The sequence below is a fragment of the Ruegeria sp. AF5 genome, assembly GCF_056541905.1.
Genome location: NZ_JBQFYZ010000003.1, coordinates 31,909 through 47,662, shown reverse-complemented (window position 1 = coordinate 47,662; position 15,754 = coordinate 31,909). Strand labels below are relative to the sequence as shown.

The 15,754-nt window shown below is 58.4% G+C and carries 16 protein-coding genes; 11 read left to right on the top strand and 5 right to left on the bottom strand.

From position 1 onward, the window contains the following. Positions 1-87 precede the first annotated feature (87 nt). On the top strand, positions 88-816 hold the full coding sequence (locus ACR0DS_RS06455; RefSeq protein ID WP_480485895.1) for a hypothetical protein: 729 nt from the start codon (positions 88-90) through the stop codon (positions 814-816). On the opposite strand, the gene ACR0DS_RS06450 is transcribed toward ACR0DS_RS06455, so the two are convergent. Continuing rightward, complete coding sequence (locus ACR0DS_RS06450) at positions 810-2,762, bottom strand: 4Fe-4S binding protein (protein ID WP_480537660.1); 1,953 nt, start codon at positions 2,760-2,762, stop codon at positions 810-812. The two genes, ACR0DS_RS06455 and ACR0DS_RS06450, sit on opposite strands and share 7 nt — an antisense overlap. 289 nt (positions 2,763-3,051) lie before the next feature. Here ACR0DS_RS06450 and ACR0DS_RS06445 point away from each other — a divergent pair, with 289 nt between their 5' ends. From ACR0DS_RS06445 to ACR0DS_RS06400, 10 genes are all read left to right on the top strand, one after another. Continuing rightward, the gene (locus ACR0DS_RS06445) at positions 3,052-3,606 is read left to right on the top strand and encodes a DUF3305 domain-containing protein (protein WP_267365561.1); all 555 of its coding nucleotides are present in this window, start codon (positions 3,052-3,054) and stop codon (positions 3,604-3,606) included. Then, positions 3,603-4,178, top strand: a complete 576-nt coding sequence (locus ACR0DS_RS06440) for a DUF3306 domain-containing protein (protein WP_480558612.1) — start codon at positions 3,603-3,605, stop codon at positions 4,176-4,178. The genes ACR0DS_RS06445 and ACR0DS_RS06440 overlap by 4 nt, the downstream gene beginning before the upstream one ends. Before the next feature lie 4 nt (positions 4,179-4,182). Further along, on the top strand, positions 4,183-4,794 hold the full coding sequence (locus ACR0DS_RS06435; RefSeq protein ID WP_480476674.1) for a TorD/DmsD family molecular chaperone: 612 nt from the start codon (positions 4,183-4,185) through the stop codon (positions 4,792-4,794). Positions 4,795-4,851: 57 nt separating this feature from the next. After that, positions 4,852-5,040: a ubiquinol-cytochrome c reductase iron-sulfur subunit N-terminal domain-containing protein gene (locus ACR0DS_RS06430; RefSeq protein ID WP_480558614.1), complete on the top strand. Its 189-nt coding sequence runs from the start codon at positions 4,852-4,854 to the stop codon at positions 5,038-5,040. A gap of 104 nt (positions 5,041-5,144) precedes the next feature. Continuing rightward, the gene (locus ACR0DS_RS06425) at positions 5,145-8,039 is read left to right on the top strand and encodes a formate dehydrogenase subunit alpha (protein WP_480558616.1); all 2,895 of its coding nucleotides are present in this window, start codon (positions 5,145-5,147) and stop codon (positions 8,037-8,039) included. A 12-nt stretch (positions 8,040-8,051) separates the two neighbouring features. After that, a complete protein-coding gene (fdh3B, locus tag ACR0DS_RS06420) occupies positions 8,052-8,645 on the top strand; it encodes a formate dehydrogenase FDH3 subunit beta (protein WP_209504177.1) in 594 nt (197 codons plus the stop codon). Between the two features lie 75 nt (positions 8,646-8,720). Continuing rightward, positions 8,721-9,923, top strand: a complete 1,203-nt coding sequence (locus ACR0DS_RS06415) for a formate dehydrogenase subunit gamma (RefSeq protein WP_480558618.1) — start codon at positions 8,721-8,723, stop codon at positions 9,921-9,923. Beyond that, entirely contained in the window at positions 9,924-11,186 is a 1,263-nt protein-coding gene (locus ACR0DS_RS06410; protein WP_480558620.1) for a c-type cytochrome, read from the top strand. Between the two features lie 13 nt (positions 11,187-11,199). Further along, on the top strand, positions 11,200-11,325 hold the full coding sequence (locus ACR0DS_RS06405; protein WP_480485904.1) for a hypothetical protein: 126 nt from the start codon (positions 11,200-11,202) through the stop codon (positions 11,323-11,325). Further along, on the top strand, positions 11,326-12,198 hold the full coding sequence (locus ACR0DS_RS06400; RefSeq protein WP_480558622.1) for a substrate-binding domain-containing protein: 873 nt from the start codon (positions 11,326-11,328) through the stop codon (positions 12,196-12,198). A 64-nt stretch (positions 12,199-12,262) separates the two neighbouring features. Here the strand turns inward: ACR0DS_RS06400 and ACR0DS_RS06395 are convergent, their stop codons facing one another. The 4 genes from ACR0DS_RS06395 to ACR0DS_RS06380 form a co-directional block, all read right to left on the bottom strand. Next, the gene (locus tag ACR0DS_RS06395; RefSeq protein ID WP_480558624.1) at positions 12,263-13,078 is read right to left on the bottom strand and encodes an ABC transporter substrate-binding protein; all 816 of its coding nucleotides are present in this window, start codon (positions 13,076-13,078) and stop codon (positions 12,263-12,265) included. A 20-nt stretch (positions 13,079-13,098) separates the two neighbouring features. Next, positions 13,099-13,833, bottom strand: a complete 735-nt coding sequence (locus tag ACR0DS_RS06390) for an ATP-binding cassette domain-containing protein (RefSeq protein WP_480558626.1) — start codon at positions 13,831-13,833, stop codon at positions 13,099-13,101. Next, a complete protein-coding gene (locus ACR0DS_RS06385; protein ID WP_480485912.1) occupies positions 13,826-14,539 on the bottom strand; it encodes an ABC transporter permease in 714 nt (237 codons plus the stop codon). Before ACR0DS_RS06385 ends, ACR0DS_RS06390 begins: the two co-directional genes overlap by 8 nt. 158 nt (positions 14,540-14,697) lie before the next feature. Then, positions 14,698-15,693 carry an ABC transporter substrate-binding protein gene (locus ACR0DS_RS06380; protein ID WP_480558628.1) on the bottom strand — a complete coding sequence of 332 codons (996 nt, stop codon included), beginning with the start codon at positions 15,691-15,693 and terminating at the stop codon, positions 14,698-14,700. Positions 15,694-15,754 lie beyond the last annotated feature (61 nt).

Below are 15,754 nucleotides of genomic sequence, written 5' to 3'. Positions count from 1 at the left end.
GACATGTATTGGTCGCCGCTCATTGCATGTGTCTCCGTCTCTTTCTGTTCATTTGACGCGTAACAGCCTTCATAGTTAGGCTAAACCATGCGCCTTGTCTTGTTGTGCCTGAGCCTGACGCTCACCGCCACCCCCTCCTTGTCGCAGGAGGCGATTGGCCTTGCGGCCCCGGCAGAGGTTAACGACTCCGGTCTGTTGCAACATATCCTTCCTCGCTTCTCTCTCAAGACCGGGATACGCGTTGTCGCAGATGATGCCGGTGCCATGGTGCTGGTAACCGAACCACCCGGCGATCCTGTCTTTGCCCGTGGTGGCGTGGTTTATCACCTGCGGATCGAAGGCGATGATCGTCAAATCCGGTTTCGCGACTGGCTGCAATCAGAGATCGGCAAGCGCACTGTCGAAAGCTTTCCTCCTGTGGTGGGTGAACCGTTCAGCGCCAGCTTTGATCCCAAGGTCACCCAGTCGGACGATACCCTGGACGGCAACACCGTGTTGGGCGAAGAACTGTCGATGACCCATTGTGGTCGATGTCATGTGATTGGCCCCCGCAATCGGATGAACGGGCTTGGCTCGACCCCCTCTTTCGCCGTCCTGCGCGCGATGCCGGATTGGTCGGAACGGTTCGAAGCGTTCTTTGCCCTCAATCCCCACCCCGCATTCACGCAGATCGACGGGTTGACACCGCCCTTTGATCCCGAGCGCCCATCCCCAATTCACCCGGTCAAGATGACGTTGGACGATCTTGAAGCCATCCTGGCGTTTGTTTCGCGCATAGACGCCGCTGATCTGGGCGCGCCGCTAAAGCTTCAGTGATCCTTTCTATCCGAATAGTAATCCTCGGTGGTAACGACCCGAGGCTTGGGTTTTGACTGGAACGGATTGTCCTGCTGCTGGAAATGAGCATTCACCCGGCAATTGTCGCACATCTGGATCATCCGTGCCTGATCCGACGTGGCAAACATCGGGTGCGTGCCCGAAAGCTTTTCCATGATCCGTTCAACGGTTGATTTCACCCCGAACAAAGCCCCGCATTCGATGCAGGCAAACGGTTCCTCCTCGTTCAGGACCTGCTGAGACAGGGCAGCATCGCTCAGATCCAGTTGCGGCACCAAGGTGATCGCGTCTTCGGGGCAGATCGTCTTGCACATTCCGCATTGCAGGCACGCATCCTGCTGAAAGTTCAACTGGGGCTTGTCAGGGTTATCCATCAAAGCCCCGGACGGGCACAGCGACACGCAACTTAGACAGAGCGTGCAACTGTCTGTATTCACAGCAACGGCACCGTAAGGCGCACCTTCAGGCAATGGCAGCGGGGCTTTGGCCTGCGGGTTCAGGGCCTGTGCTGCCAGCCGCGCGATTTGTCGGCGGTTGCCAAGTGGCAAGACCGGATTTGCCAACGGTTCGGGGACATTTTGCGCATACAGCAAGTCTGCCATCGCATCAGGGTCCACCTCCTCGATCAGCCCGATCGCATCCGAACTGGTTATGGCACGTGCCAGTTCAATTTCGCGATCCAGCGCATCCCGTTCGGTCTTCGGGGCCAGCAACACATCCACACGCGCAAATCCATGTGCCAGCGCGGCCAGCATTTCCGAATGGCCGAACCCGGATATCACTTTCAATTCCAGCGGGATAACATCCGCAGGCAATCCCCGGCCGAACCTTGCTGTAAGCCTTATCATCTCGGCACCGTAGGCGTCGTGCACAAGCAACCGGGGTGCGATTCCGCCTGCCCTTCGGTACGTGCGTTCCAGAATATGCATCCGTGACAGCAAGGCCGAAACAGGTGGATCTTCATAGGTTATCGCCGATGACGGGCAGACCGCCGCGCATTCGCCACACCCGGCGCAGACCATCGGATCAATCGCCACATGCTCGCCCGAGGGTGTGATTGCACCGGTTGGGCAGATATCCAGACAGTTTGAGCATCCGACCTGTTCCGCCCGCGAATGGGCGCAAAGTGTTTCCTCCAGTCGCACGTACAGAGGTTTTTCGAATGTTCCGACCAGTTGGGCGGCGTCAAAAGCCAGACGTTCTACAGAAACCGCATCCTTGGGATCAGCCCGCAAATACCCTTCGCGCTTGGCCGGAGCCTGCACAAAGGGCGTGCCCCCCGTCAGGTCAACAATGATATCGCAGGCCGATTGCGCCCCATCTCTTGGTTCTGTCCAATTGAAAGCACCTCTGCCTGCGGGAACCACTTGCTGCACATTGTCCAGACGCAAGGAAAACCCACCCAGAGCACCCGAAACAGACCGCAATTGTCCCCGAATGACATCGAAGGCCCGAGAGTCTGGCTCAGCCTGATCCGTGACCAGAACGGTTACCGCCAGTGTTCGGGCCAACCTTTCCGCCAGTCCAAAGGCAACGGTACCAGGACCAATGATAAAACACGTGCCTTCGCTGATAACATCAACGCTGGGCGTCACCGGTTGCGGCAGGAACGCTTCGGCAGCTAAGGCAGCCATTTTGGCCGTCGCATCCGCGCCCTGATCGGACCAACCGGCGCGATCCCGCAGGTCGACAAAGCCGGGAATTTCGACATTCATATCTTCGGCAAGCGACCGGAACACCTCTTGTTCCTGCAGACAGGCGATGACGGTATCGCCCTCTTGCATCAAGGATGCAGCAGATTGCAGTTCTTTTGTGCAAAGCGCGGTATGCACCTTTGAACAGGTAATCCCGCAGGCGCTTTCGATCCTGTCCGGATCCAGCGCCTGAGTTCCCGCGCAATCGCAGAGCAAAAGTTTCGTGCCCATGTCCCCTCCCTCGGGAAGCAGTCCCGATCCTTTGCACTTTAGGCTGCATTCCCGCCTTTGCACTTTAGGCTGCATTCCCGATGAAGCAACTTCAACCCTGCGAAGTGCACAGCGCGCCCGGCAGAGTTTCGCGGCAAAATCCCATAAAACAAAAGCCTTCTCAGGCTTTGATCACGAAGACGCTACCGGGAATACGACCAAAGTATTAAAGCGCAGGCTTGGCACGTGGCTATTTTGTGTACCATAGTGGACATGGAAAGGCAGGGGAGAGCCTTTCGGGGAGGATCCAGTGGCCAAGGCCGCAAGCCAGATCGACATGCCGGTTGGCGTCATTGTGCGCAAAACACCCGGGGTCACACGTTGGGCCCGCTGGAACTGGCGCGCGGTCGCCGTGTTGCCCGGTGCAGGGCCAGCCGATTGGCAGGAACTGCGCCGCGAAGGCGAGGCGGTCGAATACCACGCTGCCACCCTTCCCCTGACCCTCTGGGCGGACGAGACTGAAGCCTACCTGGTCAACCTGTCGGACGGGCAACCCTCGATCTATCTTGTACTGCGGAATGAGCTGAAGGGCGACACGCCCCTGAATGCAGTTCTGATCACCGCTTCTCCGTTCCAGGGGCAGGATTACGCGGACACCGGCGAAGAGATTGTCGAGAAAATCCCAATGACCGAAGGGTTGATCGCCTGGGTACGGGATTTCACCCTGAAACATCACCAGCACGAAGTGTTCGTCAAGCGCCGTCGCGACAGAAAGCGAACCGATTTGGTGGAGGATGGTAAGGGCGACGCGCGTATCCGGCAGGCATCGGATGTATTTCGCGCACCAAGACGGGTGCTGCAATGACAGAGCGGCGTGATTTCTGGTCGCGCCGGAAGGCAGCCGTTCAGGCCGAAGCTGAAGCCGAGGCGATGGCCCTCGAAGAACGGGTGATCGCAGCACATCACACCGAACTTGAAGAAAAGAGTGACGCCGAGATTTTGGCCGAATTCAACCTTCCCGATCCGGATACCCTCGGACCCGGCGATGATGTTTCGGGCTTTATGTCCAAGGCAGTGCCTGATCGCCTGCGGCGCCGCGCCCTGCGTCGGCTGTGGCGGTTGAACCCTGTTCTAGCCAATGTCGACGGGCTGGTCGATTACGGCGAGGACTATACCGATGCGGCCTGCGTGATCGAAAACATCCAAACCGCCTATCAAGTTGGAAAAGGCATGCTGGCGCATGTCGAAGCGCTGGCCGCCGACGCGCAAGAAACGGAAGAAAACGAAATCGAAACTGATACGCTCTCTGAACCAGAGGTCGTGCCAGTTGACCCCGATCCCGTGCCACAGCCGGTTTCAGTGGTTCAGGTGGAAGAGCCGGAAGAAGTCGACCGTCCCCCGTCTCCACGTCGAATGACATTTGAATTTGAAGGATGACCGAATGACCGCAAGTGACGCGCACACTCTGGATGTTTCAGCCGAGGATCGCCTGCGCGCGGATTTCTATAACTTTCTGGGTCTGTTACTGGCAGGTCCTCCGGACCAGATGTTGCTGAACCAAATGGCTGGTCTGGTCGGAGATGACACGGATCTCGGCAAGGCCATTCAATCCATGGCGCGGGTTGCCAAGGTCACCAAGCCAGCCGCTGCCGAACGGGAATTCAATGCGTTGTTCATCGGATTGGGCCGGGGTGAGTTGCTGCCTTACGCCAGTTTCTACCTGACGGGCTTCCTGAACGAGAAACCCTTGGCTCAGCTGCGCAATGACATGGCGGTTCGCGGGATCACACGTGCCCAAAACGTGTTCGAGCCCGAAGATAACATCGCCTCATTGATGGAGATGATGGCCGGAATGATCGTCGGGCGTTTTGGCAGCCCGGCATCCCTGGATGACCAAAAGGCATTCTGGAGCAAGCATATCGGCCCCTGGGCCACGCATTTCTATTCGGATTTGGAAGCAGCCGAGAACTCGGTTCTTTATGCATCCGTCGGCACTGCCGGTCGGGTGTTCATGGAGATCGAGCGCGAAGCGTTCCGGATGACGGCGGGGTAACCCGCACATCGCCGGTGTCCTATGGGCGCCAAACCGCAATTGGGAAAGGAGGTTCCCATGAGCAAGACCAAGGAAGAAGGCGCCACCCGCCGTGACTTCCTCAAACTGGCCGGAACCGCAGCACCCGCTGCCGTTGCCGCCGCCAGCCTGACCGGGAAGGCCGAAGCCGCCGCGCTGCCGGCCGACGAAACCCGCATTCAGGATACTGTGCATACACGCGCCTACATCGAGAGCACCCGGTTCTAGGATCGGACGCTCTCACACCGACAGACGGTTGCGATTGGCCCTGACGTCGGTTTCAGCAGTACCAAGCCAGCCGTGGCTTACACGGCACGCAAGGGAGGAAAGACATGCTTAGGAAAAAGACCAACGGGGTTGCGAGACGCCCCCAGCGGACAAGTATCCTGTCCCAGGTCGGCGAGAAAACCGTCGATCGCCGCGCATTCCTGCGTGGCTCGGGCCTGACGATCGGCGGCCTTGCCGCGATCAGCGCCACAGGTGGAACCGTGACGCCAGCCAGTGCCCAGACGGCGGCCAAACAGGCCGTTGAAAACATCAAATCCGTATGCACCCACTGTTCGGTCGGCTGTACTGTCGTTGCCGAAGTGCAGAACGGTGTCTGGGTCGGGCAGGAACCCGGCTGGGATAGCCCGTTCAACCTTGGTGCACACTGTGCCAAGGGGGCCTCGGTTCGCGAGCACGCCCATGGTGAACGCCGACTGAAATATCCGATGAAAAAGGAAGGCGGCGAGTGGAAGCGCATTAGCTGGGAAGAGGCGATCAACGAGATCGGCGATGGCATGATGTCGATCCGCGAAGAATCCGGGCCCGACAGCGTGTATTGGCTGGGCTCTGCAAAGCACAATAACGAACAGGCCTATCTGTTCCGCAAATTCGCCGCCTACTGGGGCACGAACAACGTGGACCATCAGGCCCGTATCTGCCACTCGACCACGGTTGCGGGTGTTGCGAATACATGGGGCTACGGCGCCATGACCAATTCGTATAACGACATCCACAACTCGCGCGCCATCTTCATCATCGGCGGCAACCCGGCTGAAGCGCACCCTGTCTCTCTGCTGCACGTTCTGCGCGCGAAAGAGCAGAACAACGCACCGCTGATCGTCTGCGACCCGCGATTTACGCGCACCGCGGCCCATGCGGATGAATATGTCCGTTTCCGCCCGGGTACAGACGTTGGACTGATCTGGGGCATCCTGTGGCACATCTTCGACAACGGTTGGGAGGATAAAGAGTTCATCCGCACCCGTGTCTGGGGCATGGACCAGATTCAGGATGAGGTGGCCAAATGGACGCCTGAAGAAACAGAACGCGTCACCGGCGTGCCTGGCTCGCAACTGAAACGTGTTGCCCGAACCATGGCCAACAACCGCCCCGGCACGGTCATCTGGTGCATGGGCGGCACACAGCACACCAACGGCAACAACAACACCCGCGCCTATTGCGTGCTTCAGCTTGCGCTGGGCAATATGGGTACCTCGGGTGGTGGCACCAATATCTTCCGCGGCCACGACAACGTGCAGGGCGCGACAGACCTTGGTGTATTGTCCCATACCCTGCCCGGCTATTACGGCCTGTCCGCGGGCGCATGGGGCCACTGGAGCCGCGTCTGGGGTGAAGACCTGGATTGGTTGAAGGGCCAGTTCGCCACGATCAAGGGCAAAGACGGCAAGGACAAACCGCTGATGAATGAAAGCGGTATCCCGGTATCCCGCTGGATCGACGGTGTTCTGGAAGACCCTGCGAACATGGATCAGGACAACAATGTCCGTGCCATGGTTCTGTGGGGTCACGCGCCGAACTCGCAAACGCGGGGTCCGGAAATGAAAACGGCAATGGAAAAGCTGGACATGCTGGTCGTAGTCGACCCGTATCCCACCGTTTCCGCTGTTCTGCATGACCGCACCGATGGCGTCTATCTTTTGCCCGCCTGTACGCAGTTCGAAACCCGTGGCTCGGTCACCGCGTCAAACCGCTCGCTACAGTGGCGTGACAAGGTCGTCGAACCGCTGTTCGAAAGCCTGCCGGACGAGGTCATCATGGCCAAGTTCGCCAACAAGTTCGGTTGGGCGGATCGCCTGTTCCGCAATATCGAGATGGAAGACCCCGAGACCCCGAATGTTGAAAGCATCACGCGTGAGTTCAACTCGGGCCTCTGGACCATCGGCTATACCGGGCAGTCGCCGGAACGTCTGAAAAGCCATATGGCCAATCAGCACACGTTCGACAGAACCACGCTGCAGGCCATTGGTGGACCAAACGACGGCGAATACTATGGTCTGCCGTGGCCCTGCTGGGGAACCGCTGAGATGGGTCATACGGGGACACCGAACCTCTATGACATGTCCAAACCGGTGGCCGAAGGTGGCCTGACCTTCCGCGCCCGGTTCGGTGTGGAACGCGATGGCGACAACCTGCTGGCCGAAGGGGTCTATAGCGTTGGATCAGAAATTCAGGACGGATACCCTGAATTCACGATGCAGATGCTGATGGATCTTGGCTGGGACGGTGACCTGACGGCTGAAGAACGCGCTGCAATCGATGCCGTTGCAGGCCCCGAGACCAATTGGAAAACCGACCTTTCAGGTGGTATCCAGCGGGTGGCGATCAAGCATGGCTGCGCGCCCTTCGGGAACGCCAAGGCCCGCGCGGTCGTCTGGACCTTCCCGGATCCGATCCCACTGCATCGCGAGCCGCTTTATACGAACCGGCGTGATCTGGTGGCGGACTATCCGACCTACGAGGATCGGCACTCCTATCGCCTGCCCACCCTCTATGCTTCGATCCAAAAGAACGATTTTTCAAAGGATTACCCGATAATCCTGACGTCTGGTCGTCTGGTCGAATATGAAGGCGGTGGTGACGAAAGCCGGTCTAACCCATGGCTTGCTGAACTTCAGCAGGATATGTTCGTCGAGATCAACCCGCGCGATGCCAACAACCTTGGCATTCGGGACGGACAACAGGTCTGGGTCGAAGGTCCGGAAGGCGGCAAGGTAAAGGTGATGGCGATGCTGACCAATCGGGTTGGTGCCGGTGTCGCCTTCATGCCTTTCCACTTTGGCGGCCATTTCCAGGGCGAGGATCTGCGGCACAAATACCCCGCCGGTGCTGACCCCTATGTTCTGGGCGAAAGTTCCAACACCGCCCAGACCTATGGCTATGATTCAGTGACCCAGATGCAGGAGACCAAGTGTACTCTCTGCAAGATCTCGGCAGCGTAAGGAGGACGATTAATGGCTAGAGCAAAGTTTCTCTGCGACGCTGAACGCTGCATCGAATGCAACGCCTGCGTAACCGCGTGCAAGAACGAGCATGAGGTACCCTGGGGTATCAACCGCCGCAGGGTGGTGACGATCAATGACGGCAATCCGGGCGAACGCTCGATCTCGGTGGCCTGTATGCATTGTTCGGATGCGCCCTGCATGGCGGTGTGCCCGGTCGACTGCTTCTATCAGAACGAAGAAGGTGTTGTCCTGCACTCCAAGGACCTGTGCATCGGTTGCGGCTATTGCTTCTACGCGTGCCCATTTGGCGCGCCGCAATACCCGCAGGCGGGCAATTTCGGTTCACGCGGCAAGATGGACAAATGCACCTTCTGCGCCGGTGGTCCCGAAGAAAACCACTCGACCGCAGAGTTCGCCAAATATGGTCGCAACCGGATCGCCGAGGGCAAACTGCCCATCTGCGCCGAAATGTGCTCCACCAAGGCCCTGCTTGCCGGTGACGGCGACGTGGTGTCGGCTGTTTACCGTGAACGCGTCGTGGCGCGCGGTTTCGGCTCGGGCGCCTGGGGTTGGGGTACTGCCTACGACCAGAAAGACGGCTAAGCCGCTGTCTGCACAAAGCAATGGACAACCCGCTCGGCGCGGGTTGTCCGATCTTGGAATTTGACCGAGGTTCAGATGCTCCGCTTTCTCATCGCTTTTCTGTTGACCCTTGGGCTGACCCTTTCGGCAGCCGCCCAAACGACCGATGACAGCAACGCCACGCCTGAAAGGGCGGGAACCGGCGGAGCGACGACCCTCGAAGACATTCTCGCCCGACAACGTGGTGAGCAGGTTGATAACGGATATCGCTCCGGCAATACCGGCCAGAGCAATGTCGAGGGCCTGATGGGTCAGCTTGGCACCCGTGGAGTCGCGTCGGATAGTGATGTGTACCGTGCGTTGCGCTATGGCTCGGCCAATGTGACCGTATCGTCAAATGGCCCGGCGGCAAGTGTGCTGATACAGGATGGCGGCATGTGGTGGCTGAACTTCCGCAGCGGACCGCTGCGCGAATATGGCACCTATATCATCGCCGGGATGCTGGGCATCATTCTGCTGTTCTTCCTGATCCGTGGGAAAATCCGCATCGATGGAGAGAAAACGGGCCGCACGGTTACCCGCTTCAACGGGATTGAACGTTTCGGTCATTGGCTGTTTGCAGGATCGTTCCTAATCCTCGGCATTACTGGTTTGCTCACGCTCTATGGCCGCGACTTCCTGATTCCGATCTTCGGCAAGGAAGGTTTCGCTACCATCGCACTGGGCTGTAAGTGGCTGCATAACAATCTGGCCTGGGCCTTTATGCTGGGTCTGATCATCGTCACGGTGAACTGGATTGCTCATAACATCCCCAACCGCACTGACCTGAAATGGCTGGCCGCTGGCGGGGGCCTGTTCACCAAGGGCAACCACCCGCCCGCCCGGAAATTCAATGCGGGGCAGAAGATCATCTTCTGGGCCTGCATCCTTCTGGGCGTGTCAATCAGCCTGTCCGGCTTGTCACTGTTGTTCCCGTTCGAGATGCCCCTGTTCGCCAAAACCTTCTCTGTCGCAAACGCCACGGGCATTCCGCAGGCGCTGGGTCTGACCTTGCCGGTGCAGATGTCACCGCAGGAAGAGATGCAATTCGCCCAAGTCTGGCATGTCATGATTGCCTATGTGTTCATCGCGATCATCGTCGCTCATATCTATCTCGGCTCGGTCGGGATGGAGGGCGCGTTTGACGCCATGGGAACCGGAGAGGTCGAGGAACAATGGGCGCGCGAGCATCACTCACTCTGGCTGGAAGAGGTGCAGAAAAAAGAGGCTGACACAGCAGCCGCCTCACCCGCTGAATAGATGCGTGGGCTGGTTCTGGCGCTGGTGCTGGTGCCCCTGCCCGCCGTGGCAGAATTCTTCACGCTGAAAGGGCATGGCGGCCCCATCATGGGCATCGCCGCCGCGCCTGACGGTCGCATCGCAACAGCCAGTTTCGACAACTCTGTGGGCCTTTGGACCGGGCAAACACCAGAATGGTACGAAGGGCACGAAGCCGCCGTGAACACAGTCGCGTTCAACGGCTCCGCTTTCTATTCTGCCGGAGACGACTTCACCCTGCGCAAATGGCCCGGCGGTGAAGTCATTGGCCGACACAAGGGCAAGATTGTCAGCCTTGCGGCTTCAGAAACCGTAATTGCGACCGCCAGCTGGGATGGAACAATCGGCCTGTGGCCTATCGATGGCACAGAACCCGCGCGGCTTGGACCGACCGGCAGTGGCGTGAATGCGGTCGCATTCTCACCTGACGGCACACAGCTATTTTCGGCGGGCGTCGACGGCGCTTTGCGGCTATGGGATGTATCCAGCAGGCAGGAAAAAAGGCGTCTGGTCGAGCACGGGTTCGGCATCAATGAACTGGCCCTGAATGCACAAGATAACTGGATCGCCTATGGTGCGGTTGACGGTGTTACGCGTATCCTTGACCTTGCCACCGGGGAAGAGCGCGATTTCACTCTGGACCGCCGCCCGATCCTTGCCCTTGCGCTCAGCCCGGATCGGAAACTTTTGGCCGTAGGCGATGGCGAAGGGTATATTATGGTCATCGACACCGTCGATTGGCGCATTGCACAGGATTTTCGCGCCACGTTGCGCGGTCCGGTCTGGGCTTTGGCATTTTCCAAAGACGGTAAAAACATCCATGCGGGCGGACTTGACGAGGCGATGTACAGCTGGCCTGTGGACGCTCTGTCCGACCAACACCAGATGGCCTCGGCAGAACCGAGTTTCCTGAAAAATCCTGATGAGATGGACAACGGGGAACGCCAGTTTGCGCGCAAATGTTCGATCTGTCACAGCCTGTCCTCCGATAACGCGCGACGTGCAGGCCCAACCCTGCACGGTGTATTTGGACGTCAGGCCGGCACGGTTCGTGGATATTTGTACTCGGATACATTGCAAGGCTCTGATATCATTTGGAATGACGAGACAATAAATGCCCTTTTCGACGAGGGGCCAGACCACTACATTCCGGGGTCGAAAATGCCGATGCAGCGAATTGCCAAAGCACAGGATCGCAAGGATCTTATTGCTTTTTTGCGTCGCGCAACAACTGACCGGAACTGAACCGGAGGAGCCCATGAAAGCCTTTCTTGCCGCCGTCGCCGCGATGGTCGTTATTGCAGGCGCAGCCCCGCTTGTGCTGGAACAGATCGGGTTCAGCACCGCTGACACTACGTCCGGCATCGCCGTGCGCCTCGACTGAATGCCACAATACCTGACCACCCGTGAACTGGCCGATCTGCTGCGCATTGGCGAGCGGAAGGCTTATGACCTTGCCTCGTCAGGCGAAATACCGTGCGTGCGCGCCATGGGTAAGCTGTTGTTTCCGCGGGTCGAGATCATTGCCTGGCTCAACGCGTCGCGATCCGGCCCACAGGTTGCCGAACCGCCCCTGCCCCCGATCATAGCGGGCAGCCACGATCCCTTGCTGGACTGGGCGTTGCGTGAAAGTGGATCGGGGCTGGCCACCTATTACGACGGTTCTTTTGACGGGCTGATCAGGCTCAGCGAACGCAGCGCGCAGGCCGCTGTGTTGCACATCCACGAAGATGGCGGATTCAACAAAGAATCCCTGCAAGACACTTTGGGCGAAGCCCCGGTAATCCTGTTTGAAATCGCCCGACGTGAGCGTGGATTGCTTCTTGCTCCGGGCATATCCGACATCATTTCCTTTGACGACCTCAAGTCCCGCACCGTCATTCTGCGTCAGGACAGTGCGGCGAGCCAGCGCCTGTTTGACGCCCAACTGGACGCCCACGGCCTGCGCCGGGATGATCTGGATATTCGACCAGGCTGCGCACGCACAGAAGAAGAGCTTGCGATCGCGCTGCATGACCGGAAGGCCGAGGCCGGTTTTGGGCTTGGCGCCCTAGCCGGTCTCTACAACTTAGGTTTTGTCCCCACTCATTCCGAGCGGCTGGATCTTGCCATCTGGCGTCGGGCCTTTTTCGATCCGCCGATACAGAAACTGCTAACCCTGTTGCGCTCGGGTCAGTTCGCCCAGCGGGCGCGCGAGTTCGGCGGCTATGACCTGTCTGGTCTTGGCACGATCCACCACAATGGGGCCAGCGGGTGAAAATCCACCCGCGCCTTCATCTTTTCAAAAATACTCGCCCCGCAGGGGCTGGCCGCAGGCCAGCTTATTGCGCATTGGGGAAAAACACTTGCTGACCGTCCAGCTGGAAAGAGGCGATCGCCTGCTGCCCGTCGAGCCCGGTCAACCAGTCGATGAAACGCTGACCAGCGGCCGCCCGTACATGCGGATGCTTTTCAGGATTCACGAGGATCACACCATATTGGTTGAATAGACGCGGGTCGCCTTCGACCATGATCTCAAGATTGCCTCTGTTACCAAAGGACAGCCACGTCGCCCTATCTGTCAGAGTGTACGCGTCCATGCCGCTGGCAACGTTCAGCGTCGCCCCCATACCTGAACCGGTTTCCCGATACCAACTGCCGGACGCGCCGGTTGGGTCAAGCCCCGCAGCCGACCAATGCCGCAGCTCGGCCTTGTGCGTTCCGCTGTCATCACCGCGCGACGCAAACGGGGCTTCAGCCTTTGCAATCGCTGTAAGAGCGCTCAGAATGTCGGCACCACCGCGAATTCCGGCGGGATCTGCGTTGGGGCCCACCAATACAAAATCGTTATACATCAGGTCCCTCCGCTCCACGCCATATCCATCAGCGACGAATTTCTCTTCGGCGGATTTGGCGTGAACCAGCAGGACGTCACCGTCACCGTTCACTGCGTTGCGAATTGCCTGACCTGTTCCTACGGCCACGACGCGCACGTCAATGCCCGAATCGGCCTCGAACCACGGCAGAATATAGTCCAACAGCCCCGAGTTCTGGGTGGATGTCGTAGATTGAACGACAATGAACGGAGTCTCTGCCCTGGCCGCACTTGCCGACAGACCAAGGGCTATCACTGCTGCCCGAAATATTGCGCGGAACATCATACTCTCCGTTTTATCTTTTAAGTAACCAATCCACCCGCGAGGTAGCGGCGCGATGCTTCGCTTACCGGGGTATCCAAAACCTGTTTTGCGGGACCGTGTTCAACCACAAGACCGCCCTGCATCATGACCACATCCGAGGCCAAACGACGGGCCTGACCAATATCATGTGTCACCATCACGATCCGTACACCCCGCGCAGAGGCGCGCAGAACCATACGTTCGATCATCTGTGTCGCGCCGGGATCAAGGGCGCTGGTCGGTTCGTCCAGAAACAGTGTTTCGGGCTCCAGCGCCAAGGCACGCAATATGGCCAGCCTCTGGGCCTCGCCGCCCGACAGTGATCGGGCGGATTGCCGGGCCTTACCATCCAGCCCGCCTTCGGCCAGCAACTCGGTGATACGTGCCTTTCTTGCTGTTCGCCCAATGCCCTGTCGTTTGAGGACAAAGCCCAGGTTTGCAGCAACAGACCGTCGCAACAGAACCGGTCTCTGAAACACCATGGCTTGGCGCGCTTTCTGCGCGGCGCCCAGAGGGTTTCCATCCTGCACCACCCGCCCGCGATCCGGCGAAATCAGGCCGTGCAAGCACCGCAGCAACAGGCTTTTGCCCGCACCGTTAGGGCCAAGAAGCAACGTCGGCCCCGGACCATCCAGAACCAATGAAGGAACATCCAGCAAAACCTTGCCGTTGCTGCGAATTTGCACGTTTTCAACCGTCAGACAGTTCGACATGTCACAGATCACGTCACGCATGGCGCAACCCCTCCTGTTCGGCCCGCAAACTGACCGCGCTGACCATCGCGTTTACGGCAATTGCAATCCCGATCAGGATCGCCCCCAACGCCAGTGCCAGCGACAGATTTCCCTTCGACGTTTCAAGCGCAATGGTTGTGGTCATCACGCGGGTCACATGATTGATGTTTCCGCCAACGATGATAACCGCGCCCACCTCGGCGATGGCGCGTCCGAAACCGGCAAGCAAGGCCGTGACCAGTGCCAGTCGCGCATCCCACAACAAAACCGGGACCGAGGCCAGCCGTGACACTCCCAAGGACCGCAGCTGTTCTGAATATTCCTCAGCCAACATTTCAACAACCTGGCGCGTCAGAGCCGCGACAATGGGAGTGACCAACACCACCTGCGCAATGATCATGGCGGTCGGAGTGTACAAAAGCTCAAGAACCCCCAAGGGACCCGAACGGGACAGCATCAGATAGACCAGCAGGCCAACGACAACCGGTGGAAACCCCATCAGTGCATTCATCAGGACGATCAGCATCCGGCGGCCGGGGAACCGGGCGACGGCCAACGCAGCCCCCACGGGCATTCCGATCAGAGCAGAAACCAGCACCGCAAAGACGGACACTTTCAGAGACAACAGCACAATTGCCCACAGCTCAGAATCTCCCCCAAGGATCAAGGCAATCGCAGCGCTGAATTCTGATGAAAATTCCTGCATTTCCTCCCCAAATACCTACACTTCGTACAAAACACGTTAGATTACATGGAAATACTACTTCATATCGGTGCCAAGTACAGACACAATTCCGACACCACGAATACGAAACGCGGCCCCGATTGGGACCGCGTTTTTTTCACTCAGATAAACGGTTAGCGTCAGTTCAGAGCAGCGTCCGTGATCTGGTGCGTCCAGGCCCCTTCGGGTTCCTTGGTGATCGCCGGATTTTCCGCAGATACGGCCGACAACAGCGTTTTCACTGTCTGTTCGTAGTCCGCTGGATCTAGCGCACCGTCGGATCCTTCGATCAGTTTCGCTACCTCGCCCATCATGTAAACCTGATGGTCCAGCTCCTGCGCGCCGGTCTCGTCAAACTCCAGAACGATTTCAGCGGCCTCTTCCTGATGTTCAGCCGCGTATTTCCAGCCTTTCATCGACGCACGGACAAAACGCTCCATCTTGTCGACAAACGCAGGATCGTTCAGGTTTTCTTCCATAACATAAAGCCCGTCCTCCAGCATACCGAACCCCATCTGCAGATAGTTGAACGTCACCAACTCTTCCGGGGTGATACCAGCCTGAAGGATCTGGCGGTATTCGTTATAAGTCATGGTCGAGATGCAATCCGCTTGCCCTTGGATCAAAGGATCTGCGGAAAACGCCTGCTTCAGAACAGTAACGCCGTTCTCATCAGCACCATCGGTCTCGATGCCTAGAGACGCCATCCAGGCGTAGAATGGGTATTCATTGCCAAAGAACCAGACCCCCATGGTGCGACCTGGGAAATCCTCAGGCGATTCAACTCCTGTGGATTTCAGGCAGTTAACTTGAAGACCGCCTGTTTTGAATGGCTGAGCGATGTTCACTAGCGGAACACCGCGCTCGCGTGCAGCCAAGCCGGCGGCCATCCACGTGGTGATAACGTCCGCACCGCCACCAGCAATAACTTGCTCCGGTGCAATATCGGGGCCGCCCGGTTTGATTGTGACATCAAGCCCCTCATCGTCGTAGAAACCCTTTGCTTCTGCCACAAAGTAGCCAGCAAACTGCGCCTGCCCAACCCATTTCAGCTGCAACGTCACTTCGTCTGCCGCAAGCACCGTGCTGGCTGCCAAACTGAAGGCGGCAACCGCCCCGCTAAGTAGCTTGTTCATTTTCCTATCTCCTAGTTGCTTTTGATTGCCCCGTTGTCGAGGTCTGTTGAATTATTCCTTC

Excerpts from the sequence above, each read along its gene's own strand:
- ACR0DS_RS06455 (WP_480485895.1), top strand. The coding sequence starts at position 88 with ATGCGCCTTGTCTTGTTGTGCCTGAGCCTGACGCTCACCGCCACCCCC.
- ACR0DS_RS06450 (WP_480537660.1), bottom strand. The coding sequence starts at position 2,762 with ATGGGCACGAAACTTTTGCTCTGCGATTGCGCGGGAACTCAGGCGCTG.
- ACR0DS_RS06440 (WP_480558612.1), top strand. The coding sequence starts at position 3,603 with ATGACAGAGCGGCGTGATTTCTGGTCGCGCCGGAAGGCAGCCGTTCAG.
- ACR0DS_RS06435 (WP_480476674.1), top strand. The coding sequence starts at position 4,183 with ATGACCGCAAGTGACGCGCACACTCTGGATGTTTCAGCCGAGGATCGC.
- ACR0DS_RS06430 (WP_480558614.1), top strand. The coding sequence starts at position 4,852 with ATGAGCAAGACCAAGGAAGAAGGCGCCACCCGCCGTGACTTCCTCAAA.
- ACR0DS_RS06425 (WP_480558616.1), top strand. The coding sequence starts at position 5,145 with ATGCTTAGGAAAAAGACCAACGGGGTTGCGAGACGCCCCCAGCGGACA.
- fdh3B (WP_209504177.1), top strand. The coding sequence starts at position 8,052 with ATGGCTAGAGCAAAGTTTCTCTGCGACGCTGAACGCTGCATCGAATGC.
- ACR0DS_RS06415 (WP_480558618.1), top strand. The coding sequence starts at position 8,721 with ATGCTCCGCTTTCTCATCGCTTTTCTGTTGACCCTTGGGCTGACCCTT.
- ACR0DS_RS06410 (WP_480558620.1), top strand. The coding sequence starts at position 9,924 with ATGCGTGGGCTGGTTCTGGCGCTGGTGCTGGTGCCCCTGCCCGCCGTG.
- ACR0DS_RS06405 (WP_480485904.1), top strand. The coding sequence starts at position 11,200 with ATGAAAGCCTTTCTTGCCGCCGTCGCCGCGATGGTCGTTATTGCAGGC.
- ACR0DS_RS06400 (WP_480558622.1), top strand. The coding sequence starts at position 11,326 with ATGCCACAATACCTGACCACCCGTGAACTGGCCGATCTGCTGCGCATT.
- ACR0DS_RS06395 (WP_480558624.1), bottom strand. The coding sequence starts at position 13,078 with ATGTTCCGCGCAATATTTCGGGCAGCAGTGATAGCCCTTGGTCTGTCG.
- ACR0DS_RS06390 (WP_480558626.1), bottom strand. The coding sequence starts at position 13,833 with ATGCGTGACGTGATCTGTGACATGTCGAACTGTCTGACGGTTGAAAAC.
- ACR0DS_RS06385 (WP_480485912.1), bottom strand. The coding sequence starts at position 14,539 with ATGCAGGAATTTTCATCAGAATTCAGCGCTGCGATTGCCTTGATCCTT.
- ACR0DS_RS06380 (WP_480558628.1), bottom strand. The coding sequence starts at position 15,693 with ATGAACAAGCTACTTAGCGGGGCGGTTGCCGCCTTCAGTTTGGCAGCC.